At 51.4% G+C, this 19161-nt stretch carries 11 protein-coding genes, 15 tRNA genes and 2 rRNA genes; 27 read left to right on the top strand and 1 reads right to left on the bottom strand.

Annotated elements, in window-relative coordinates; all coding sequences use genetic code 11:
- The first annotated feature begins 14 nt into the window (after window positions 1–14).
- From gatB to PUR_RS22240, 5 genes are all read left to right on the top strand, one after another.
- Window positions 15–1454 (top strand): Asp-tRNA(Asn)/Glu-tRNA(Gln) amidotransferase subunit GatB, encoded by a 1440-nt coding sequence (gatB, locus tag PUR_RS22260; RefSeq protein ID WP_179037134.1) that lies wholly within the window; start codon window positions 15–17, stop codon window positions 1452–1454.
- An 84-nt stretch (window positions 1455–1538) separates the two neighbouring features.
- The gene (locus PUR_RS22255; RefSeq protein ID WP_179037133.1) at window positions 1539–2009 is read left to right on the top strand and encodes a GNAT family N-acetyltransferase; all 471 of its coding nucleotides are present in this window, start codon (window positions 1539–1541) and stop codon (window positions 2007–2009) included.
- A 35-nt stretch (window positions 2010–2044) separates the two neighbouring features.
- Window positions 2045–3970 carry a DUF4097 family beta strand repeat-containing protein gene (locus PUR_RS22250; RefSeq protein WP_232101604.1) on the top strand — a complete coding sequence of 642 codons (1926 nt, stop codon included), beginning with the start codon at window positions 2045–2047 and terminating at the stop codon, window positions 3968–3970.
- A 131-nt stretch (window positions 3971–4101) separates the two neighbouring features.
- Window positions 4102–4533 carry a peroxide-responsive transcriptional repressor PerR gene (gene perR / locus PUR_RS22245; RefSeq protein WP_179037132.1) on the top strand — a complete coding sequence of 144 codons (432 nt, stop codon included), beginning with the start codon at window positions 4102–4104 and terminating at the stop codon, window positions 4531–4533.
- 183 nt (window positions 4534–4716) lie between these two features.
- The gene (locus PUR_RS22240) at window positions 4717–6426 is read left to right on the top strand and encodes a glycosyl hydrolase family 18 protein (protein ID WP_179037131.1); all 1710 of its coding nucleotides are present in this window, start codon (window positions 4717–4719) and stop codon (window positions 6424–6426) included.
- 107 nt (window positions 6427–6533) lie between these two features.
- Here the strand turns inward: PUR_RS22240 and PUR_RS22235 are convergent, their stop codons facing one another.
- Window positions 6534–6899 carry a DUF2614 family zinc ribbon-containing protein gene (locus PUR_RS22235; protein ID WP_179037130.1) on the bottom strand — a complete coding sequence of 122 codons (366 nt, stop codon included), beginning with the start codon at window positions 6897–6899 and terminating at the stop codon, window positions 6534–6536.
- Between the two features lie 141 nt (window positions 6900–7040).
- Between PUR_RS22235 and PUR_RS22230 the strand changes: the two genes are divergently transcribed.
- The 22 genes from PUR_RS22230 to nifH all read left to right on the top strand — a co-directional run bounded on the left by PUR_RS22230 (window position 7041) and on the right by nifH (window position 19160).
- Window positions 7041–7913: a nucleotidyltransferase-like protein gene (locus PUR_RS22230; protein WP_179037129.1), complete on the top strand. Its 873-nt coding sequence runs from the start codon at window positions 7041–7043 to the stop codon at window positions 7911–7913.
- A 457-nt stretch (window positions 7914–8370) separates the two neighbouring features.
- Window positions 8371–9927, top strand: a 16S ribosomal RNA gene (locus tag PUR_RS22225).
- Between the two features lie 245 nt (window positions 9928–10172).
- Window positions 10173–13106 (top strand): 23S ribosomal RNA (locus PUR_RS22220).
- The 16S and 23S rRNA genes sit together here with 15 tRNA genes alongside, the layout of an rRNA operon.
- A gap of 67 nt (window positions 13107–13173) precedes the next feature.
- A tRNA-Asn gene (locus tag PUR_RS22215) sits at window positions 13174–13249 on the top strand.
- A 4-nt stretch (window positions 13250–13253) separates the two neighbouring features.
- Window positions 13254–13345, top strand: a tRNA-Ser gene (locus PUR_RS22210).
- Between the two features lie 16 nt (window positions 13346–13361).
- Window positions 13362–13436: transfer RNA gene (locus PUR_RS22205), tRNA-Glu, on the top strand.
- A gap of 56 nt (window positions 13437–13492) precedes the next feature.
- Window positions 13493–13568 (top strand) — tRNA-Val (locus PUR_RS22200).
- Between the two features lie 30 nt (window positions 13569–13598).
- Window positions 13599–13675 (top strand) — tRNA-Met (locus PUR_RS22195).
- Window positions 13676–13700: 25 nt separating this feature from the next.
- Window positions 13701–13777, top strand: a tRNA-Asp gene (locus PUR_RS22190).
- Window positions 13778–13796: 19 nt separating this feature from the next.
- Window positions 13797–13872 (top strand) — tRNA-Phe (locus PUR_RS22185).
- 20 nt (window positions 13873–13892) lie between these two features.
- Window positions 13893–13968, top strand: a tRNA-Thr gene (locus PUR_RS22180).
- A 7-nt stretch (window positions 13969–13975) separates the two neighbouring features.
- Window positions 13976–14061, top strand: a tRNA-Tyr gene (locus PUR_RS22175).
- Window positions 14062–14065: 4 nt separating this feature from the next.
- Window positions 14066–14139, top strand: a tRNA-Trp gene (locus PUR_RS22170).
- 27 nt (window positions 14140–14166) lie between these two features.
- A tRNA-His gene (locus PUR_RS22165) sits at window positions 14167–14242 on the top strand.
- A 20-nt stretch (window positions 14243–14262) separates the two neighbouring features.
- A tRNA-Gln gene (locus PUR_RS22160) sits at window positions 14263–14337 on the top strand.
- A 4-nt stretch (window positions 14338–14341) separates the two neighbouring features.
- Window positions 14342–14416 (top strand) — tRNA-Gly (locus PUR_RS22155).
- 9 nt (window positions 14417–14425) lie between these two features.
- A tRNA-Cys gene (locus PUR_RS22150) sits at window positions 14426–14499 on the top strand.
- Window positions 14500–14540: 41 nt separating this feature from the next.
- Window positions 14541–14619 (top strand) — tRNA-Leu (locus PUR_RS22145).
- A 222-nt stretch (window positions 14620–14841) separates the two neighbouring features.
- Window positions 14842–16191: a nitrogenase component 1 gene (locus PUR_RS22140; RefSeq protein WP_179037128.1), complete on the top strand. Its 1350-nt coding sequence runs from the start codon at window positions 14842–14844 to the stop codon at window positions 16189–16191.
- A gap of 3 nt (window positions 16192–16194) precedes the next feature.
- Entirely contained in the window at window positions 16195–17463 is a 1269-nt protein-coding gene (locus PUR_RS22135; protein ID WP_179037127.1) for a nitrogenase component 1, read from the top strand.
- A gap of 271 nt (window positions 17464–17734) precedes the next feature.
- Window positions 17735–18202, top strand: a complete 468-nt coding sequence (locus PUR_RS22130; RefSeq protein WP_179037126.1) for a NifB/NifX family molybdenum-iron cluster-binding protein — start codon at window positions 17735–17737, stop codon at window positions 18200–18202.
- Window positions 18203–18272: 70 nt separating this feature from the next.
- Complete coding sequence (gene nifH / locus PUR_RS22125) at window positions 18273–19160, top strand: nitrogenase iron protein (protein WP_179037125.1); 888 nt, start codon at window positions 18273–18275, stop codon at window positions 19158–19160.
- Window position 19161 lies beyond the last annotated feature (1 nt).

The raw sequence follows: 19161 nt of genomic DNA, 5'->3' as shown, positions 1-19161 counted from the left end.
GGAAAGAGATAATCATGCCATCATCCAAGTATGAAACAGTCATTGGACTGGAGGTTCACGTCGAGCTTCATACCAAGTCCAAAATTTTCTGCGGCTGCTCCACGGAATTCGGCGCGCCGCCCAATACGCACACCTGTCCCGTATGCCTGGGCCATCCCGGCGTACTGCCCGTGCTGAACCGCCAGGCGGTAGATTATGCAATGAAAGCGGCCATGGCGCTGAACTGCACGGTTGGCGATGTCAGCAAGTTTGACCGCAAAAACTACTTTTATCCCGATTCACCGAAGGCTTATCAGATTTCGCAGTTTGATCAGCCGATCGGCCTGAACGGATGGATTGATATCGAAGTGAATGGCGAAACGAAGCGAATCGGCATTACCCGGCTGCATCTGGAAGAGGATGCCGGGAAGCTGACGCATGTGGACGGCGGCTTTGCCTCACTCGTCGACTTTAACCGGGTGGGAACTCCGCTGATCGAAATCGTCTCCGAACCCGATCTGCGCTCGCCGGAAGAGGCGCGGGCTTATCTGGAGAAGATTCGCGCCATTATGCAGTACTGCGACGTTTCCGACGTTAAGATGGAAGAAGGCTCCATGCGCTGCGATGCGAACATCAGCCTGCGGCCCATCGGCCAAGAGGAATTCGGCATCCGCGCCGAACTGAAGAACATGAACTCTTTCCGCGGCGTGCTGCGCGGTCTGGAGTATGAAGAGTACCGCCAGGCGGAAATTCTTGACGGCGGCGGCGAGGTCGTGCAGGAGACCCGGCGCTGGGATGACGCCCAGGGCAAGACACTTTCCATGCGGGGCAAGGAAGAAGCGCATGACTACCGGTATTTTCCCGATCCGGATCTTATCGTTCTGCATATCGACGACGCTTGGAGAGAAGCCGTTCGTTCTTCCATTCCCGAGCTTCCGGATGCGCGGCGTGCCCGTTACAGCGAGGAATATGGCCTGCCCGCTTACGATGCCGGAGTAATCACGGCCTCCAAGCCGCTCGCCGACTTTTTTGAAGGAAGCCTGAACTACACCGGAGATGCCAAAGCCGTCGCCAACTGGATTATGGGCGATCTGCTTGCTTTTCTGAACGGAAACAATCTTGAGCTGTCTGAGGTGAAGATTACACCGCAGGGGCTTGGCGAAATGATCGGATTGATCGATAAGGGCACCATCAGCAGCAAAATTGCCAAAACGGTGTTCAAAGAGATGCTTGAAACCGGCAAGCTTCCGGCGCAGATTGTGGAAGAGAAGGGTCTTGTGCAGATCAGCGACGAGGGTGCGATCAAAGGGATCGTGGAAGCGGTCGTGGCGGCCAACCCGCAATCGGTGGAGGACTATAAAGCCGGCAAACAAAAAGCAATCGGCTTCCTTGTCGGACAAGTCATGAAGGAAAGCAAAGGCAAGGCAAATCCGGGACTTGTCAACAAGCTCCTGGCAGAAGTTTTGAACAGTTAACATAAGATACAATAAATGGGTAATTAATACTGGAGGCTTGTCGGCAGCGGCAGGCCTTCGGCAATATATAAGGAGATACCCGGTATGACTAAAATAGTGAAGCTGGACCTGCAGGACGAAGATACCCTGAGAAGCCTGTGGAGCCTTCAGCATAAAGCCTATCGCCTGGAGGCGGAGTTGATCGGGTTTGATTCTATACCTCCGCTGCTGGAAACACGGGATACGTTAAGAAGCTGCGGCGAGGATTTTTACGGCTGCCTAAGTGAAGAGGGGGAATTGTCCGGTGCTGTAGCCACGGAAGAAGAGCATCCGGAGAGCCTGACGATTACGCGCATGATGGTCAGTCCGGATCATTTTCGCCAAGGAATTGCCGGGCGGCTGCTGGAGCATGTATTCGCACTTTATCCGGACAAGGAGCGTTTTATCGTGTCCACGGGTAAAAAGAATAAGCCGGCGGTCTCTTTATACCGCAAGCATGGCTTTGTTCCCGTTTCTTCCGCGGAAGTAGCCCCCGGTGTCGAACTAATCGAATTTAATCGGAGCGGCAAACGTTGATTCGGCGATTACACGAGAAAGGAGAGAAGGTCCGAATGAAAAATGATCCCCGTATAGAGTTGTCGAGGGAAGAGCGTGAGTATTTATTTGTAACGGAACGAGGCAGCACGCAGCCTGAGTTTGCGGAACAAAGCGACAGCGAAGAAATCATTCCTCCCCGGACCAAGCGGCAGCCCGCCAAGCGCAAGTTCATAGCCGGTCTGTTGTCGGCCGTTATACCCGGGGCCGGTCATTTATATTTGGGCCTTCTTCGAAAAGGGGTATCCTTTCTGTTTTTGATTGTCCTGGACATTGCGGCGCTGCTGTACTTCTCCTCCATCGGCATGCAGATCAATGTGCCTCTTCTCATTTTGCTGGCCCTGCTTATTCCCGTTGTCTATTTCTACAATGTATATGATGCCCTTCAATCGGCGGACCGGATTGTTCGTCTCCGGAAAATGCCCGTGTCTGCGGAACTCTATACGGATTCCGTTCAGCCTCGGCGCCGGCGTTTTATCAGCGAACCGGGTATTTCATTCGGACTGCTCCTGCTGCTGGGAGGTATCACGTTGTTTCTCTTCCGGCAAAGACCGGCCTGGCTTCGGTACTTTATTGAGCATCATGCAGGCGCGGCCGTGGGAATTCTCTTGATTGCCGGCGGGGTGATTTTTGCAGCAAGGGAAATCGGCATTAAGCTCATGCCCCGGCAAGGAGAACGGAGAGAACGTCGGATCGGACGCTTCACAGCGTCTGTCCTGCTGGTTGGAGTCGGCATCCTGCTGTTCCGGGACTGGCTGAGGGGAACCGACGATATGCTGCTCCTGCTGAAATGGTGGCCAGTTGTGCCGGTCATATGGGGCGTGGAATATCTGTTGATTTACGGTTTGGCGCGGCGTCCCCGGCGAGCCGGAGCCGGTCCGGGATTCCGTCTCGATCTTCGGGGGCTTTTGCCCGCCATCCTGCTTGGCGCCAGCGTATTTATCGTCTCTGAGCAGGAGCATTATCTGCATCTATGGAATAAGGTCAGTCTCAATTTAACGGCGGCAGCCGTCGATTACGGAGAAGCAAAGGGCAGCAAATTTCAGAAGTCCGTGCTGAAGGTGCCGGTGGAGCTGCGGTCCGCCAAGCTGGCCGTTGATGCGATTAACGGAGACATAGTCGTACACCGAAGCCCGATTGACGATATTGAAGTTACCGCCACCGTATGGGTCGACCAGTTGGATGGAGCAAGAGCGGTAGCCGTATCGGACCAGTCGTTTATCGAAGTTTCCGAAGGAGCCACTATAAAGCTTGCGACCAAGGGCAAGGCCTACGGTGAATCGGGCAAGCGCCAGCCGCGTATGGATTTGGACATCGCCGTTCCGGACAGCCGCCGTTTCAATCTGGATATCACGACAATGAATGGCGGCATCACCCTGCAAAATACGGAGGCGATTCAAGACATTAATCTTGAAACCGGCAATGGACCGATTATTTTGCATAAGGTTTTCGGGAATATCAAAGGAAAGACCCACAACGGTGAAGTCAGAGTCAGAGAAATACAGGGAGATGTGGATCTTGCCACGAGCGGAGGCGATATCCGGACCTGGGATGTTTCAGGGAGATTGAAACTCTCAACAGCTGTCGGGAATATCAGCGCCGAACGAAGCGGGGCCGATATCGATGTCTCCACCAAGAACGGCAACGTCGAAGTGAACGAAGCCAGATCGGTATTGAATGCGCAGTCTCTTAATGGAATCATCGATATCCGTTCACCTTATGTACAGGCGGACTGGAATATTTACAGCGCGGTTGGCGATATCAATCTGTTTTTGCCGGCGGAGGGGAATTATTCTATAAATGGTTCCAGCGGCTACGGAGACATCGTTACAGACTTCACCGAACTGGTCATCGACAAAAAAACGGTCTCCGGCAAAATAGGCACCGGCGAATTCAAGGTGGATGTTGAGGGAAACAGCAACTTAAATGTGAGGAAAAATTGAATAAACTAATTTTTATCAAATAATAATCAATATAATTAACTGTTCACGTTGACAATAATAAAGAACCGGTCTTACAATAAAAACAATAACGTTTATTTACTCATGACTCAGATGTGAAGGCGGTGACAGGAATGGGAAGCGGCGTACAGCACGCATTGGAACAACTGAAGACAACGGGTGTCCGTATTACGCCACAGCGTCATGCGATTTTAACCTACTTGATGGAATCGATGAATCATCCTACCGCAGATGAGATTTACCGTGCGCTGGAGCTGAAATTTCCAAGCATGAGCGTTGCCACCGTGTACAATAATCTCAAGATGTTCATGGAAGCGGGAATGGTCCGCGAGCTGACGTACGGCGACAATTCCAGCCGCTTCGATGCCAATGTAACCGACCATTACCACATCATATGCCAGAAGTGCGGCAAAATCGAGGATTTTAGTTATCCTTCACTGCATGAGGTTGAGCGTGAGGCGGAGAAGGCTACCGGCTTCAAGGTGAATGGATTGCGCATGGAATTGTATGGCATTTGCGGATGCTGCTCGAACAAACAGCATTAATCATAAATCGAAACTGAATACAGTATGGTGTAAGACTTCGCCGCCCCTTTAAAGGCAGTGGACGCCTTTGCCTGAAAGCAATGACAACGTGCGGAGTCCGAAAATATAGCGGATGCCCCACGTTTTCTTTTTTATGGCAGCATTTCCCTCAGTTTAATTTCAGCAACGTATGGAGGATTTATTTTGAACAAAAGACAGAAAAATGGACGCGGACGCGCCGGCAGGCGAAGGGGGCTTCTTCGCAGGCTGGCAGGTCTGCTTATTATTGCGGCGGCAGCTTATGCGGTAATCTTTTACGTACTGCCGAATCCCCTTCAGGTAGACCCGGAGTGGAAAGGGACGGACAAGCCGATTTTCATCAAGGGCAAATATACCGGCTATTCCGCTTCGGGCTCCGGCGAGAGCCTGGTGCTTCCTCTTCCGCTTTTGCAGAAAGCAGTAGACTCCTCCATTCGGTATGAATCAGGGACGAAGTCGGTTATCCTTACGACGGACAGCGAGCTTTTATATATGCAGGCGGACAAGAAGGCAGCCAGTCTCAACAATAAGCCGATTCAGCTTCGGCTGGCTCCTGAAGAGCGGGGCGGGATCACTTATTTGCCGGCTGAGACGCTTAAAAGCTTATATGGTCTTGATGTACACGAGAATGCGGAAACGGGAGCGGTTCTAATCATGACTGCCGGCGAAACGGTACCACTGGGACAAGTGCAGAAGAATAAAGCCGTGCTGCGCACCGAGGCGACGATTCATGCACCCGTTCTGGCCAAAATGAAGGCTGGGACCAAAGTGAGAATCTGGAGCCGTCAGGAAGAATGGCTGTACGTTCAAATGGACTCCGGATACGCGGGTTATGTAAAAGCGGCGGAGCTGGCGGAGACCGGAAGCAAGACGGTGAAAAAGAAAACATCCGCTCCAACCCGGGCGGAACGCAGCTGGGATGGTAAAGCCGTGAATCTCACCTGGGAAGCCGTGTATAATCGAAACCCAACTCCCGCTTCCATCGGCAAGCTGACAGGTGTAAATGTCGTGAGCCCTACCTGGTTCAAGATTGTCGACGGTGAAGGTAATGTGCGCAGCCAAGCCGACCAGGCTTATGTGACATGGGCACACGGTCAGGGAATGGAAGTGTGGGGATTGCTAAGCAACAGCTTCGATCCCGACTTGACCGCCCAGGCGTTATCCACCTATGAAAAGCGAATGAGGACGATCGTACAGATGCTGGAATACTGCGACCTTTACAATCTGGACGGTATCAATATCGATTTTGAAAATGTATACACGAAGGATGGCGACAGTGTAACGCAATTTATGCGAGAGCTAAAGCCGATGGCCCAAGCGAAAAATCTCATTCTTTCTATCGACGTCACTCCCAAGTCGAACAGCGAAATGTGGTCGCTCTTTCTCGACCGGCGCGCGCTGGGAGCCTTGGCCGATTTTATAATCGTTATGGCATATGATGAGCATTGGGCATCCAGTCCTGAAGCCGGGTCAGTGGCATCGCTTTCCTGGTCGCAGAACTCCATGGAGCGCATTCTGGAAGAGGATGCTGTGCCGGCCCGCAAGCTTGTTTTAGGCGTTCCTCTGTATACTCGCATTTGGACGGAACAGAAGGTTGAAGGAACAACGAAAGTAAGCTCCAAAGCGGTCGGAATGGAAGCCGTTGCCGATATTATCCGTTCCAAGAAGCTGAAACCCGTCCTTTCCAAAGATACAGGACAAAACTATGTGGAATATAAGGAAGACGGAGTTCTGCGCAAAATATGGATCGAGGACAAAGTGTCGTTGCAGTCGAGAGTGAAGCTTGCCAAGTCTTTGAAGCTGGGGGGAATTGCCTCTTGGAACCGCAGCTTTGCGGATGAGGCGGCTTGGGAAACACTGGGCGGAATCCATTAATAATGTTGCTGAACAGCATTTATACAATCATGCATAGTAAAAAAGAGGCCTCTCCTTGGAGTGCCTCTTTTTTTATTGCCGTTTTTTTCTGTGTCCGACAATACAGGTCATCGCTTAACCTGCTCGCTTTTAAGCTGCTCGGAGGTAATGGTCGCCAGTTCAGGGTCCAGGGTAAGAATCGTATGGCAGAACATGCAGCGATCCGTTTTTCCGAGCATTTTGGTCAGCTTGCGGCACTCGGGACATTCCACTTGAACAGCGCTTGTAGAGAGCATACCGGCCCAAAAATAAATCGCAAGACTGGCCATCATGGAAACCAAGCCAATCACAAGACCGATTCCAGCGACAATTTTACCTGTCTGACCCCAGAACACAATGCCCGCTGTCCCCAGAATCATAAGCCCCATTCCGAGCATGGTCAGCAGCAGACCCCAGGTTCGAAAAGCGTTAATCTTGGCGGATTTAAAGATCATGAGTATTTTCTCCCAGCTTAAATATAGTTCGGTCGTCCAGAAGGAACTGAAATGGATATGTAGAATTAATAGATTAAGATTCTAAGATAAAAGAATTATAACTGAATTGACGCAAAATCGCCAAATTTGATGGAGGACGATATGGAATTATCCAATCTGACATTATTAAATGGAGATATTTTTGACGTGAATGCCCTGGGAGTGATTGCTTTGGGACCCCGAGGGAATGCTCCTTTTCAGAGCGCTCTTCTTCACGATTTCGATAGAGTTGTAATGATTCTCCATGAGAACGGGGAAGAGAACCGGCTTATTGATCACATGATTGCAGGCGAATTTCGGACCCAGACTCTCCGCGTGGGACTTTCGATGCTGGAACGTTCCATTATAACAGGAGACAATAACGAGCGAGTTACCTGCCTGCTGGAAGGCGAAATCATTTGGGACCCCCAAGGAATTCTGGACCGGCTCCGCCAAGAAGTGATTCGCTTTGAGCAGCCACTCAGAGAACGGGTGTTGTTCGTGGAATTTGCCCGGTTTCTGCATTTGCATGTGAAGTCAAAACGCTATTTACAGGCGGGCTGCTATATGGATTCATACAACTGCATTCTGGCTGCCCTGTACCATTGGGCTCGGATGGAGGTCAGCGAGGCTGGCCACTATCCGATGCCTGCGGTATGGGAGCAGGTGAAGAATCTAAACAACTCGGTTTATAAGCTGTACGAGGAATTGACAATCAGCGGCGAAACGATGGAACAAAGAATTCAGCTCGTTCAGCTTGCTTGCGAGTTCTCCCTCATGTCCAAAATGGGCGACTGCTGCAAATGGCTTCTTGACTTGCTAAGAGACCGCAAGGAGCCAAGCAGCGTAGAGGAGCTTCTCTGCTTTCCTGGACTCAAAGATGTGGAAGCGGAACTGCCGTTTGTCCTTCGCAAGCTGGCATCTCGCGCAATGATTAAAGAAATGGCGTCATGGGCCGATGCGGGCGGCAGGTATCCGATACGATACACTTTATAATATATTGCCCTGATCTTGAATATGAAGTTTTTAATGAACTGGAGAGGCGAAGCGCTCTCTTTTTTTTATTCTATCCATGGAGAAGGCGGGGATATGAACAACAATATTTATGGTTGACTGTCTGCTCGTTCATGTGATAAATTATAACTCGTCCCTCTGGAGCGAAAACCTTTTGTAAAGCAATCGAAAAATTGATTTCAAAAAAAAGGTTGACTAAAACGGAGCCGGCGTGATATATTATAAAGGTCGCTGCAAGAGACGCGGTGATGCACTGGAAGAGAAATTGATCTTTGAAAACTGAACAACGAGTGAGTGGGAATTCGCTTTAGCGAGTTCCAAAATGAAGAGAATGCAAATTCTCGTCAGATGTTTCAAAATGAGCGAATCGCTCTATCGATAAACTTTTCGGATGGTTATTTTCTCGGAGTGATTCGGGTGGTAACTGCACGAAAAAACCTTATTGGAGAGTTTGATCCTGGCTCAGGACGAACGCTGGCGGCGTGCCTAATACATGCAAGTCGAGCGGAGTCCTTTTGAGAGCTTGCTCTCAAAAGGACTTAGCGGCGGACGGGTGAGTAACACGTAGGCAACCTGCCCCTTGGACTGGGATAACTACCGGAAACGGTAGCTAATACCGGATAAGACCTTCTGGTGCATACCGGAAGGCGGAAAGGCGGAGCAATCTGCTACCAGGGGATGGGCCTGCGGCGCATTAGCTAGTTGGTGGGGTAACGGCTCACCAAGGCGACGATGCGTAGCCGACCTGAGAGGGTGAACGGCCACACTGGGACTGAGACACGGCCCAGACTCCTACGGGAGGCAGCAGTAGGGAATCTTCCGCAATGGGCGAAAGCCTGACGGAGCAACGCCGCGTGAGTGATGAAGGTTTTCGGATCGTAAAGCTCTGTTGCCAGGGAAGAACGTCTTGTAGAGTAACTGCTACAAGAGTGACGGTACCTGAGAAGAAAGCCCCGGCTAACTACGTGCCAGCAGCCGCGGTAATACGTAGGGGGCAAGCGTTGTCCGGAATTATTGGGCGTAAAGCGCGCGCAGGCGGCTGTTTAAGTCTGGTGTTTAAACCATGGGCTCAACCTGTGGTCGCACTGGAAACTGGGCAGCTTGAGTGCAGAAGAGGAAAGTGGAATTCCACGTGTAGCGGTGAAATGCGTAGAGATGTGGAGGAACACCAGTGGCGAAGGCGACTTTCTGGGCTGTAACTGACGCTGAGGCGCGAAAGCGTGGGGAGCAAACAGGATTAGATACCCTGGTAGTCCACGCCGTAAACGATGAGTGCTAGGTGTTAGGGGTTTCGATACCCTTGGTGCCGAAGTTAACACAGTAAGCACTCCGCCTGGGGAGTACGGTCGCAAGACTGAAACTCAAAGGAATTGACGGGGACCCGCACAAGCAGTGGAGTATGTGGTTTAATTCGAAGCAACGCGAAGAACCTTACCAGGTCTTGACATCCCTCTGAATCGTCTAGAGATAGGCGCGGCCTTCGGGACAGAGGAGACAGGTGGTGCATGGTTGTCGTCAGCTCGTGTCGTGAGATGTTGGGTTAAGTCCCGCAACGAGCGCAACCCTTGACTTTAGTTGCCAGCAGGTGAAGCTGGGCACTCTAGAGTGACTGCCGGTGACAAACCGGAGGAAGGTGGGGATGACGTCAAATCATCATGCCCCTTATGACCTGGGCTACACACGTACTACAATGGCCGGTACAACGGGAAGCGAAACCGCGAGGTGGAGCCAATCTTATAAAGCCGGTCTCAGTTCGGATTGCAGGCTGCAACTCGCCTGCATGAAGTCGGAATTGCTAGTAATCGCGGATCAGCATGCCGCGGTGAATACGTTCCCGGGTCTTGTACACACCGCCCGTCACACCACGAGAGTTTACAACACCCGAAGTCGGTGGGGTAACCCGCAAGGGAGCCAGCCGCCGAAGGTGGGGTAGATGATTGGGGTGAAGTCGTAACAAGGTAGCCGTATCGGAAGGTGCGGCTGGATCACCTCCTTTCTATGGAGAATCGTTTCCCGAGCGGAAACATTCAAATCGGAAGCTAAGCTTCCAAAACTCAGGTTTAGGCCTGTTGCTCACTCGTTGCTCAGTTTTGAGAGCTCAAACTCTCAATCTTGATCCTTGAAAACTGGATACCGAAACGAAAATTGCGTTTTAGAACATCTTTTAGCTGAACTTGTGTCAAGCGATTGATCAAGTGAAGTGAATAGTGGTTCATGATTTTCCCTAACGGGAAAACATGTGGTTAAGCTACTAAGAGCACACGGAGGATGCCTAGGCGCCAGGAGCCGATGAAGGACGTGGCGAACAACGAAAATGCCTCGGGGAGCTGTAAGCAAGCGTTGATCCGGGGGTGTCCGAATGGGGAAACCCGGCTGTGGTAATGCACAGTCACTCCTACCTGAATTCATAGGGTAGGTGGAGGCAGACCAGGGGAACTGAAACATCTAAGTACCCTGAGGAAGAGAAAACAAGAGTGATTCCGTCAGTAGCGGCGAGCGAACGCGGAACAGCCTAAACCAGGGAGCTTGCTCCCTGGGGTTGTGGGACGTCTCACATGGAGTTACAAAGGAACAAGATAGGTGAAGAGGTCTGGAAAGGCCCGCGATAGAGGTAAAAGCCCTGTAGCCCAAATTTGGTTCCCTCCGAGACGGATCCCGAGTAGTGCGGGGCACGTGAAACCCCGTATGAATCCGGCAGGACCATCTGCCAAGGCTAAATACTCCCTGGCGACCGATAGTGAAACAGTACCGTGAGGGAAAGGTGAAAAGCACCCCGGAAGGGGAGTGAAATAGTACCTGAAACCGTGTGCTTACAAGAAGTCAGAGCCCGTTATAGGGGTGATGGCGTGCCTTTTGTAGAATGAACCGGCGAGTTACGTTTAACGTGCAAGGTTAAGGCGAGAAGCCGGAGCCGCAGCGAAAGCGAGTCTGAATAGGGCGACTTAAGTACGTGGGCGTAGACCCGAAACCGTGTGATCTACCCCTGTCCAGGGTGAAGGTGCGGTAACACGCACTGGAGGCCCGAACCCACGCACGTTGAAAAGTGCGGGGATGAGGTGGGGGTAGCGGAGAAATTCCAATCGAACTCGGAGATAGCTGGTTCTCCCCGAAATAGCTTTAGGGCTAGCCTCGGTGATTAACAGTACTGGAGGTAGAGCACTGATTGGGTGCGGGGCCCGCAAGGGTTACCAAGCTCAGTCAAACTCCGAATGCCAGCTACTGATGCACCGGGAGTCAGACAGTGAGTGCTAAGATCCATTGTCAAAAGGGAAACAGCCCAGACCATCAGCTAAGGTCCCCAAGTGTGTGTTAAGTGGGAAAGGATGTGGAGTTGCACAGACAACCAGGATGTTGGCTTAGAAGCAGCCACCATTGAAAGAGTGCGTAATAGCTCACTGGTCGAGTGACTCTGCGCCGAAAATGTAACGGGGCTAAACACACCACCGAAGCTATGGCTTGATGCGTATGCATCAGGGGTAGGGGAGCGTTGTATGTGGGTTGAAGGTTGACTGTAAGGACAGCTGGACAGCATACAAGTGAGAATGCCGGTATGAGTAACGAAAAGATCAGTGAGAATCTGATCCGCCGAAAGCCCAAGGTTTCCTGAGGAAGGCTCGTCCGCTCAGGGTAAGTCGGGACCTAAGGCGAGGCCGACAGGCGTAGTCGAAGGACAACAGGTTGATATTCCTGTACCACCGTAATCCGCTATGAGCGATGGGGGGACGCAGGAGGGTAGTGACGCGGACTGATGGATGTCCGTCCAAGCAGCGAGGCTGGTGTATAGGCAAATCCGTACACCATTAAGGCTGGGCTGTGATGGGGAGCGAAAATTACAGTAGCGAAGGTCATGATCTCACACTGCCAAGAAAAGCCTCTAGCCAGGAGAAGGTGCCCGTACCGCAAACCGACACAGGTAGGCGAGAAGAGAATTCTAAGGCGCGCGGAAGAACTCTCGTTAAGGAACTCGGCAAAATGACCCCGTAACTTCGGGAGAAGGGGTGCCTCGGTAGGGTGAATAGCCCGAGGGGGCCGCAGTGAAAAGGCCCAAGCGACTGTTTAGCAAAAACACAGGTCTGTGCGAAGCCGCAAGGCGAAGTATACGGGCTGACGCCTGCCCGGTGCTGGAAGGTTAAGGGGAGCGGTTAGGGGTTAAACCCGAAGCTGTGAACCGAAGCCCCAGTAAACGGCGGCCGTAACTATAACGGTCCTAAGGTAGCGAAATTCCTTGTCAGGTAAATTCTGACCCGCACGAATGGCGTAACGACTTGGGCGCTGTCTCAACGAGAGATCCGGTGAAATTTTAATACCTGTGAAGATGCAGGTTACCCGCGACAAGACGGAAAGACCCCATGGAGCTTTACTGCAGCTTGATATTGAACTTGGGTACGATCTGTACAGGATAGGTGGGAGCCTTAGAAGCCGGAGCGCCAGCTTCGGTGGAGGCGCCGTTGGGATACCACCCTGATCGTATCTAGGTTCTAACCTGGCACCCTAAACGGGTGCGGGGACCGTGTCAGGCGGGCAGTTTGACTGGGGCGGTCGCCTCCTAAAGCGTAACGGAGGCGTCCCAAGGTTCCCTCAGAATGGTTGGAAATCATTCGAAGAGTGCAAAGGCAGAAGGGAGCTTGACTGCGAGACCAACAAGTCGAGCAGGGACGAAAGTCGGGCTTAGTGATCCGGTGGTACCGCATGGAAGGGCCATCGCTCAACGGATAAAAGCTACCCTGGGGATAACAGGCTTATCTCCCCCAAGAGTCCACATCGACGGGGAGGTTTGGCACCTCGATGTCGGCTCATCGCATCCTGGGGCTGAAGTAGGTCCCAAGGGTTGGGCTGTTCGCCCATTAAAGCGGTACGCGAGCTGGGTTCAGAACGTCGTGAGACAGTTCGGTCCCTATCTGTCGTGGGCGTAGGAAATTTGAGAGGAGCTGTCCTTAGTACGAGAGGACCGGGATGGACGTACCGCTGGTGCACCAGTTGTTCCGCCAGGAGCATGGCTGGGTAGCTACGTACGGACGGGATAAGCGCTGAAAGCATCTAAGCGTGAAGCCCCCCTCAAGATGAGATTTCCCAATTTAGTAAGACCCCTTGAAGACGACGAGGTAGATAGGTTGGAGGTGGAAGTGCAGCAATGCATGGAGCTGACCAATACTAATCGGTCGAGGGCTTATCCAAATTTCTAAAATGCAAGGTTTCGTTTCGGTTCCAGTTTTCAGGCGATCAAGCTTGAATTGAATATTGTTCCCTGATAGCTCAGTTGGTAGAGCACTCGACTGTTAATCGAGTTGTCACAGGTTCGAGTCCTGTTCGGGGAGCCATTATGGAGAGGTGTCCGAGTTGGCCGAAGGAGCACGATTGGAAATCGTGTAGGCGTCAAAAGCGTCTCGAGGGTTCGAATCCCTCTCTCTCCGCCACTATATTTTAAGGTATGGCCCGTTGGTCAAGGGGTTAAGACACCTCCCTTTCACGGAGGTAACAGGGGTTCGAATCCCCTACGGGTCACCATCTTCAAACTTGCTTTACGGTTGAGATATCTGGTAAGATAACAATTGTTCTTTTATGGAGGCTTAGCTCAGCTGGGAGAGCATCTGCCTTACAAGCAGAGGGTCGGGGGTTCGATCCCCTCAGCCTCCACCATGATACTACTAAATAAATACTTTTTACTGACGCGGGGTGGAGCAGCCCGGTAGCTCGTCGGGCTCATAACCCGAAGGCCGCAGGTTCAAATCCTGCCCCCGCAACCAATTCTTCTTAGAGAAGAAGCCTCGTGGAACCGTGGTGTAGAGGCCTAACATGCCTGCCTGTCACGCAGGAGATCGCGGGTTCGAATCCCGTCGGTTCCGCCATTTATTTCAATACGGGTTTGGCTCGGTAGCTCAGTCGGTAGAGCAGAGGACTGAAAATCCTCGTGTCGGCGGTTCGATTCCGTCCCGAGCCACCATGAATTTAATAATTGAATAAGCCGGTGTAGCTCAACTGGTAGAGCAACTGACTTGTAATCAGTAGGTTGGGGGTTCAAGTCCTCTCGCCGGCACCATTTTCCTGGAGGATTAGCGAAGTGGCCAAACGCAGCAGACTGTAAATCTGTTCTCTTACGAGTTCGGTGGTTCGAATCCATCATCCTCCACCAGTTTAGGGGCATAGTTTAAAGGTAGAACAGCGGTCTCCAAAACCGTTAGTGTGGGTTCAATTCCTGCTGCCCCTGCCAAATAATTTCAGCATTCCATAACATATGGCGGTCGTGGCGAAGGGGTTAACGCACCGGATTGTGGCTCCGGCATTCGTGGGTTCAAGTCCCATCGATCGCCCCATATTACTTATTGGAATGTATTGGGGATTAGCCAAGCGGTAAGGCAACGGACTTTGACTCCGTCATGCATAGGTTCGAATCCTATATCCCCAGCCATTTTGCGGACGTGGCTCAGCGGTAGAGCATCGCCTTGCCAAGGCGAGGGTCGCGGGTTCGATTCCCGTCGTCCGCTCCATCTTTATACGGCGCCATAGCCAAGTGGTAAGGCACAGCTCTGCAAAAGCTCTATCCCCAGTTCGAATCTGGGTGGCGCCTCCATTGCTTTATTTAGAGGAAATGATCTCATTTCCATGATCCGCGCCGGTGTGGCGGAATGGCAGACGCGCGCGACTCAAAATCGTGAGGGAAACCGTGGAGGTTCGAGTCCTCTCACCGGCATCATCAAATAGGCTTATAAGATTGCTTTAGCGATCTTATAAGCCTATTTTTATTTTTGCTTTTCTTTTTTTCTCCGACCCAAACATCAATACCACACTGGCTAACACTTCCCCTGTGAAACACGGACATTGCACCCAAATTCATGAAATACATTATAAATATTGATAATTAATTATAATTAAATATAATTAGATATAAACTGTGTGATTGGAGGGTTATCCAATGCATCATTCCGGCTTATTTGTTGAACCTGCATGCGAACATAATAATTGTCCGGATAAAATGGGCTGCTCCAGTCCAAAGCCGGGGGAGCGGACACACCCCTGCGCTTTTCAGGGCTCACAGTCGGTATTGATGCCGATCTTGGACACGGCGCATCTGGTTCATGGCACTGCAAGCTGTCTTCAAAACGGTTGGGGAATGCTGAAGGCGCAGTCGCCTGGCGGCTCGTTGTCCAAGCTTGTGTTTTCCATGGGACTGACGGAAGAAGATTTAATGCTCGGCAGCGAGAGTAAGCTTCTGCAAATGATCGGCCATATTGTCCGGCGGCACCATCCGCCTTGTGTCTTTGTGTATGCGACCTGCGCCACTCTTTTTACTATGGAGGATTTGAATGCTGTGTGTGAAAAGGCGGAGCAGGCCTGGGGAATATCGGTGATCGCCGTTCATAATCCAGGATTTGCCGGAGGCCAGAACATAGGGAGCCGGTATGCAGGGGAGGCCTTGTTCGAGAAAGTGATCGGTACAACAACGGACGTTGAGGACAAAGAAAGCACTCCGTTTGATATCAATTTAATCGGCGAGTATTCTTTTTCACAAGAGATGAAGGAAATCGAAGGCTTGCTGTCCGAGACGGGAATCCGTGTAGTGACGCGAATTGGGGGAGACTGTTCCTTTGATGAACTGCGTGCGGCCCATCTTGCGAAGGTGAATATGCTTGTAGGCGGCAGGTCGATGTTGAATTTGGCCAGGCACATGCAGGATTCGTTCGGTATCCCTTTTTGTGAGGGATCTTTCTGCGGGTCCAATGAAATCCGGTTCTCTCTGCGCCAGCTTGCTTACTACTTTCAGGATGCGGAGCTGGATGATAGACTTCAACGGTTTATGCGCAAGGAGGAAGCGCGTGTTCGCAAAGAAATTTCCTTAACCTGCAAACCTCTGAAGGGAAAGAAAGTCGTGCTCTTTACGGAAGGGGCGGAGAGCTGGTTGTATATCTCGGCGCTGTATGAGCTCGGTCTGCGGATCACGGTCATCGGCACCTATTCGAATGCGCGGGAAGATGTGTCCCGAATCAAGGAAAGAATCAAGGATGATACTCTGATCATTACGGAGATTGACGAAAAAAGCATACTTGAGCTGTATGAGGGACGGAAAGCCGATCTGATGATCGTCAGTGGGCGAAGCGCCTATGTGCCTTTGAAAGAGAAAATACCGTTTCTGGATATTGACGGAGAGCGCAGGAAGACGTACACGGGATATGCCGGCTTGCGGAGAATGGCCGAGGATCTTATGGATATTTTGGAACAGCCCATTTGGCAAATGGTCCGCCGCCGTTCGCCGTGGGAGGTGTGACCGATGAGTATACATTTCAGTTCGGCTACCGGACCGCTGCCGGGCAATCTCCTGCTTGGCAACCAGACGATCGGCGGTGTGCTTGCCCTTCAGGGCATTTACCGCTCCATGCCTATTCTGCACGGGGTATCGGGGTGTGCGGAATCAATCCGGACCGTCTTGTCCCGCCACTTCCGCGAACCTGTCTCCATACAAAATGTATCCATTCAGGATTCCGATGTCATCCTCGGCGCCGACAATGCGGTCTGTGAAGCGATCCGGCATGCAATGTCCGAGGATAGCCCGGATGTGCTTGCCATGATCGGCACTTCGTTAACGGAGGCAACCAAAGAGGATTTGCAGGGAATTACAAGCCGTTATTTGGAGGAGAACCGGCCTGTTTTTCAAGACAAGCTGCTGTTGACGCTCTCGCTCCCTGATTATGAAGGCTCTGTTGAATCGGGATATGTCCGAGTTGTACAGGCCGTAATCGAAGAAATAATCAATTCCCGTCCCAAAGCCCCGCCCAAAAAACACCGCAACCGGATCAACCTCCTGCCTGGCCCTCATCTGACACCGGGAGATGTTATGGAATTAAAAGAAATCATCGCTTCGTTTGGCATGGAGGTTATCGTACTGCCCGATCTGTCTTCTTCGCTGACGGGTCATCTGCTGACCGGCCATACCTCTTTATCCCGAGGCGGGGTTCCCTTGGACTATCTGAGAGAAATGGTTTCCTCCGGCTGCACCGTAGCGGTCGGGCGCAGCATGGAGCCCTGCGCCAAGCTGCTCAGCAAAGAGCTGAACATCCCTTATCGTGTATTCCAAGGCATAACCGGTCTGCAGGAGACGGATGAATTCTTTCAATTCCTGCTTGAGCTGAGCGGAAGCGAGGTTCAGGTCAAATACCGCTGGCAGCGGCAGTTTCTTCTGGATTGCATGCTGGACACTTGTTCAACGTTCAGAGGGAAGCGGATTGTCGCGGCGCTCGAGCCGGACCATTTGCGCTCGCTGTCCCAGTGGCTTTTGGAAGTCGGCGTCAAATCTTTTGAGCATGTCCATGAATCGCTGATATTCGAAAAAGAAACGGCGCAGACAGCCGATTTATGGATCGGCAGTTCTTACAGCGAATCGGTGGCGGAAGAAAGGGGCATTCCTTTTATTCCCTTCGGCTTTCCTGTGTTTAACCGCTTCGGTTCCTCATTTCATGTCAGTGTCGGCTATCGGGGGACGGCGGAAATGGTGAACTATTTTGGAAATGTTCTGATGAATGGAGGAGAAGTCTTTCGATAAGCGCACCTTGAGCGCTTTTCTTTTTAACAATGTAAGCGATTTATTACTAAAATGAAAGCGGATAATCAGAGGTTTATGTGAGATAACATGACGTAGTGTTTGAACGATTTGTCAAAGAGCAATGTATGCGCTTAAGTGTCATTGACAGGTTTTGTCTTCAAAGTCTAAGATGGCTCTAACGAGTTAAACCAACTCCCGCATTATGTTATGTAATATCACACGTGACTTCCTCAATGCTTATCATTAACCTTTCTTAAAAGGAGGCGTTTCAGTGGAAACGATTGACGCCGCCGACGAAGCAAGCCGTCAGATGGCAGAGAAGCAGCAGGCGGGCGAGGAGCATACGCCGAAATCGGCCGGGCTTCCGGCATCCGAATCTGCCGCAGTCCGAATCGCTGTTGCAACACGGGGCGGCGGGAAAGTTAATGTACACTTTGGTCACGCGAACGAGTTTTGGATCTATGACGTCTCGGGACAAAAGACGAAGCTTTTGGAAGTACGCAAGGTTGAGGCGTATTGCAGCGGAAGGACCGAGTGCAGCAGTCCGGACGACAAAAAGAAGATTTTTGACGATACGGCGGCCATGCTCGGTGATTGCCAAGTGCTATTGTGCTCGGGGATCGGCGATTCGCCAAGGCGCAAGCTTTTGCAAAAAGGGATTGCAGCACTTTCAGGTAAAGGCGGCATCGAAGAGCTGCTGCTGGAAAGCGTAGAGTTCTACAAAGATTTAGGAATTTGATGACGACGGCCGTTCAGGACTTATATCAATAAATAACCTAAATATTCTATATAATGGAGGATGATTATTCATGAGTAAGAAACCAAGACAAATCGCATTTTACGGTAAGGGCGGTATCGGTAAATCCACGACCTCGCAAAACACGCTGGCTCAGCTGGCTACTACTTTTGGCCAAAAGATCATGATCGTAGGTTGTGACCCTAAGGCTGACTCCACTCGTCTGATCCTGAACACGAAAGCTCAACAAACAGTGCTTCACATGGCCGCTGAATTGGGTTCGGTCGAAGATCTCGAACTGGAAGACGTAGTAGCAACTGGCTTTGGCGACATCCTCTGCGTTGAGTCCGGCGGTCCGGAACCAGGCGTAGGCTGCGCAGGCCGCGGTATCATCACTTCCATCAACTTCCTGGAAGAGCAAGGCGCTTATGACGGCATGGACTTTATCTCTTACGACGTACTCGGTGACGTTGTGTGCGGCGGTTTCGCAATGCCTATCCGCGAAAACAAAGCGCAAGAAATCTACATCGTCTGCTCCGGCGAAATGATGGCTATGTACGCTGCCAACAACATCGCACGCGGTATTCTGAAATATGCTCAAAGCGGCAGTGTTCGTCTGGGTGGCCTGATTTGTAACTCCCGTAACACCGACCGTGAAGACGAGCTGATCATGGAACTTGCGCGTCGCCTGAACACACAAATGATCCACTTCGTACCTCGCGACAACGTCGTACAACATGCCGAGCTGAGAAGAATGACGGTTACTCAGTACAACCCTGAGCACAACCAAGCCAACGAATACAAGCAACTGGCTGACAAAATCCTGCACAACGAAATGCTGAATATTCCGACTCCGATCGAGATGGACGAACTGGAACAACTGCTGATCGATTTCGGTGTGGTAGAAGACGAAGAAACGGCTATCAAGAAACTGCAAGAAAAAGAAGCAGCAAACGCCTAAT

Source organism: Paenibacillus sp. URB8-2, assembly GCF_013393385.1.
In the GTDB taxonomy this organism is placed as follows: Bacteria; Bacillota; Bacilli; order Paenibacillales; family Paenibacillaceae; genus Paenibacillus_AQ.
The sequence above is the reverse complement of the archived record's forward strand: the minus strand, read 5'-3'. Positions and strand labels throughout refer to the sequence as shown.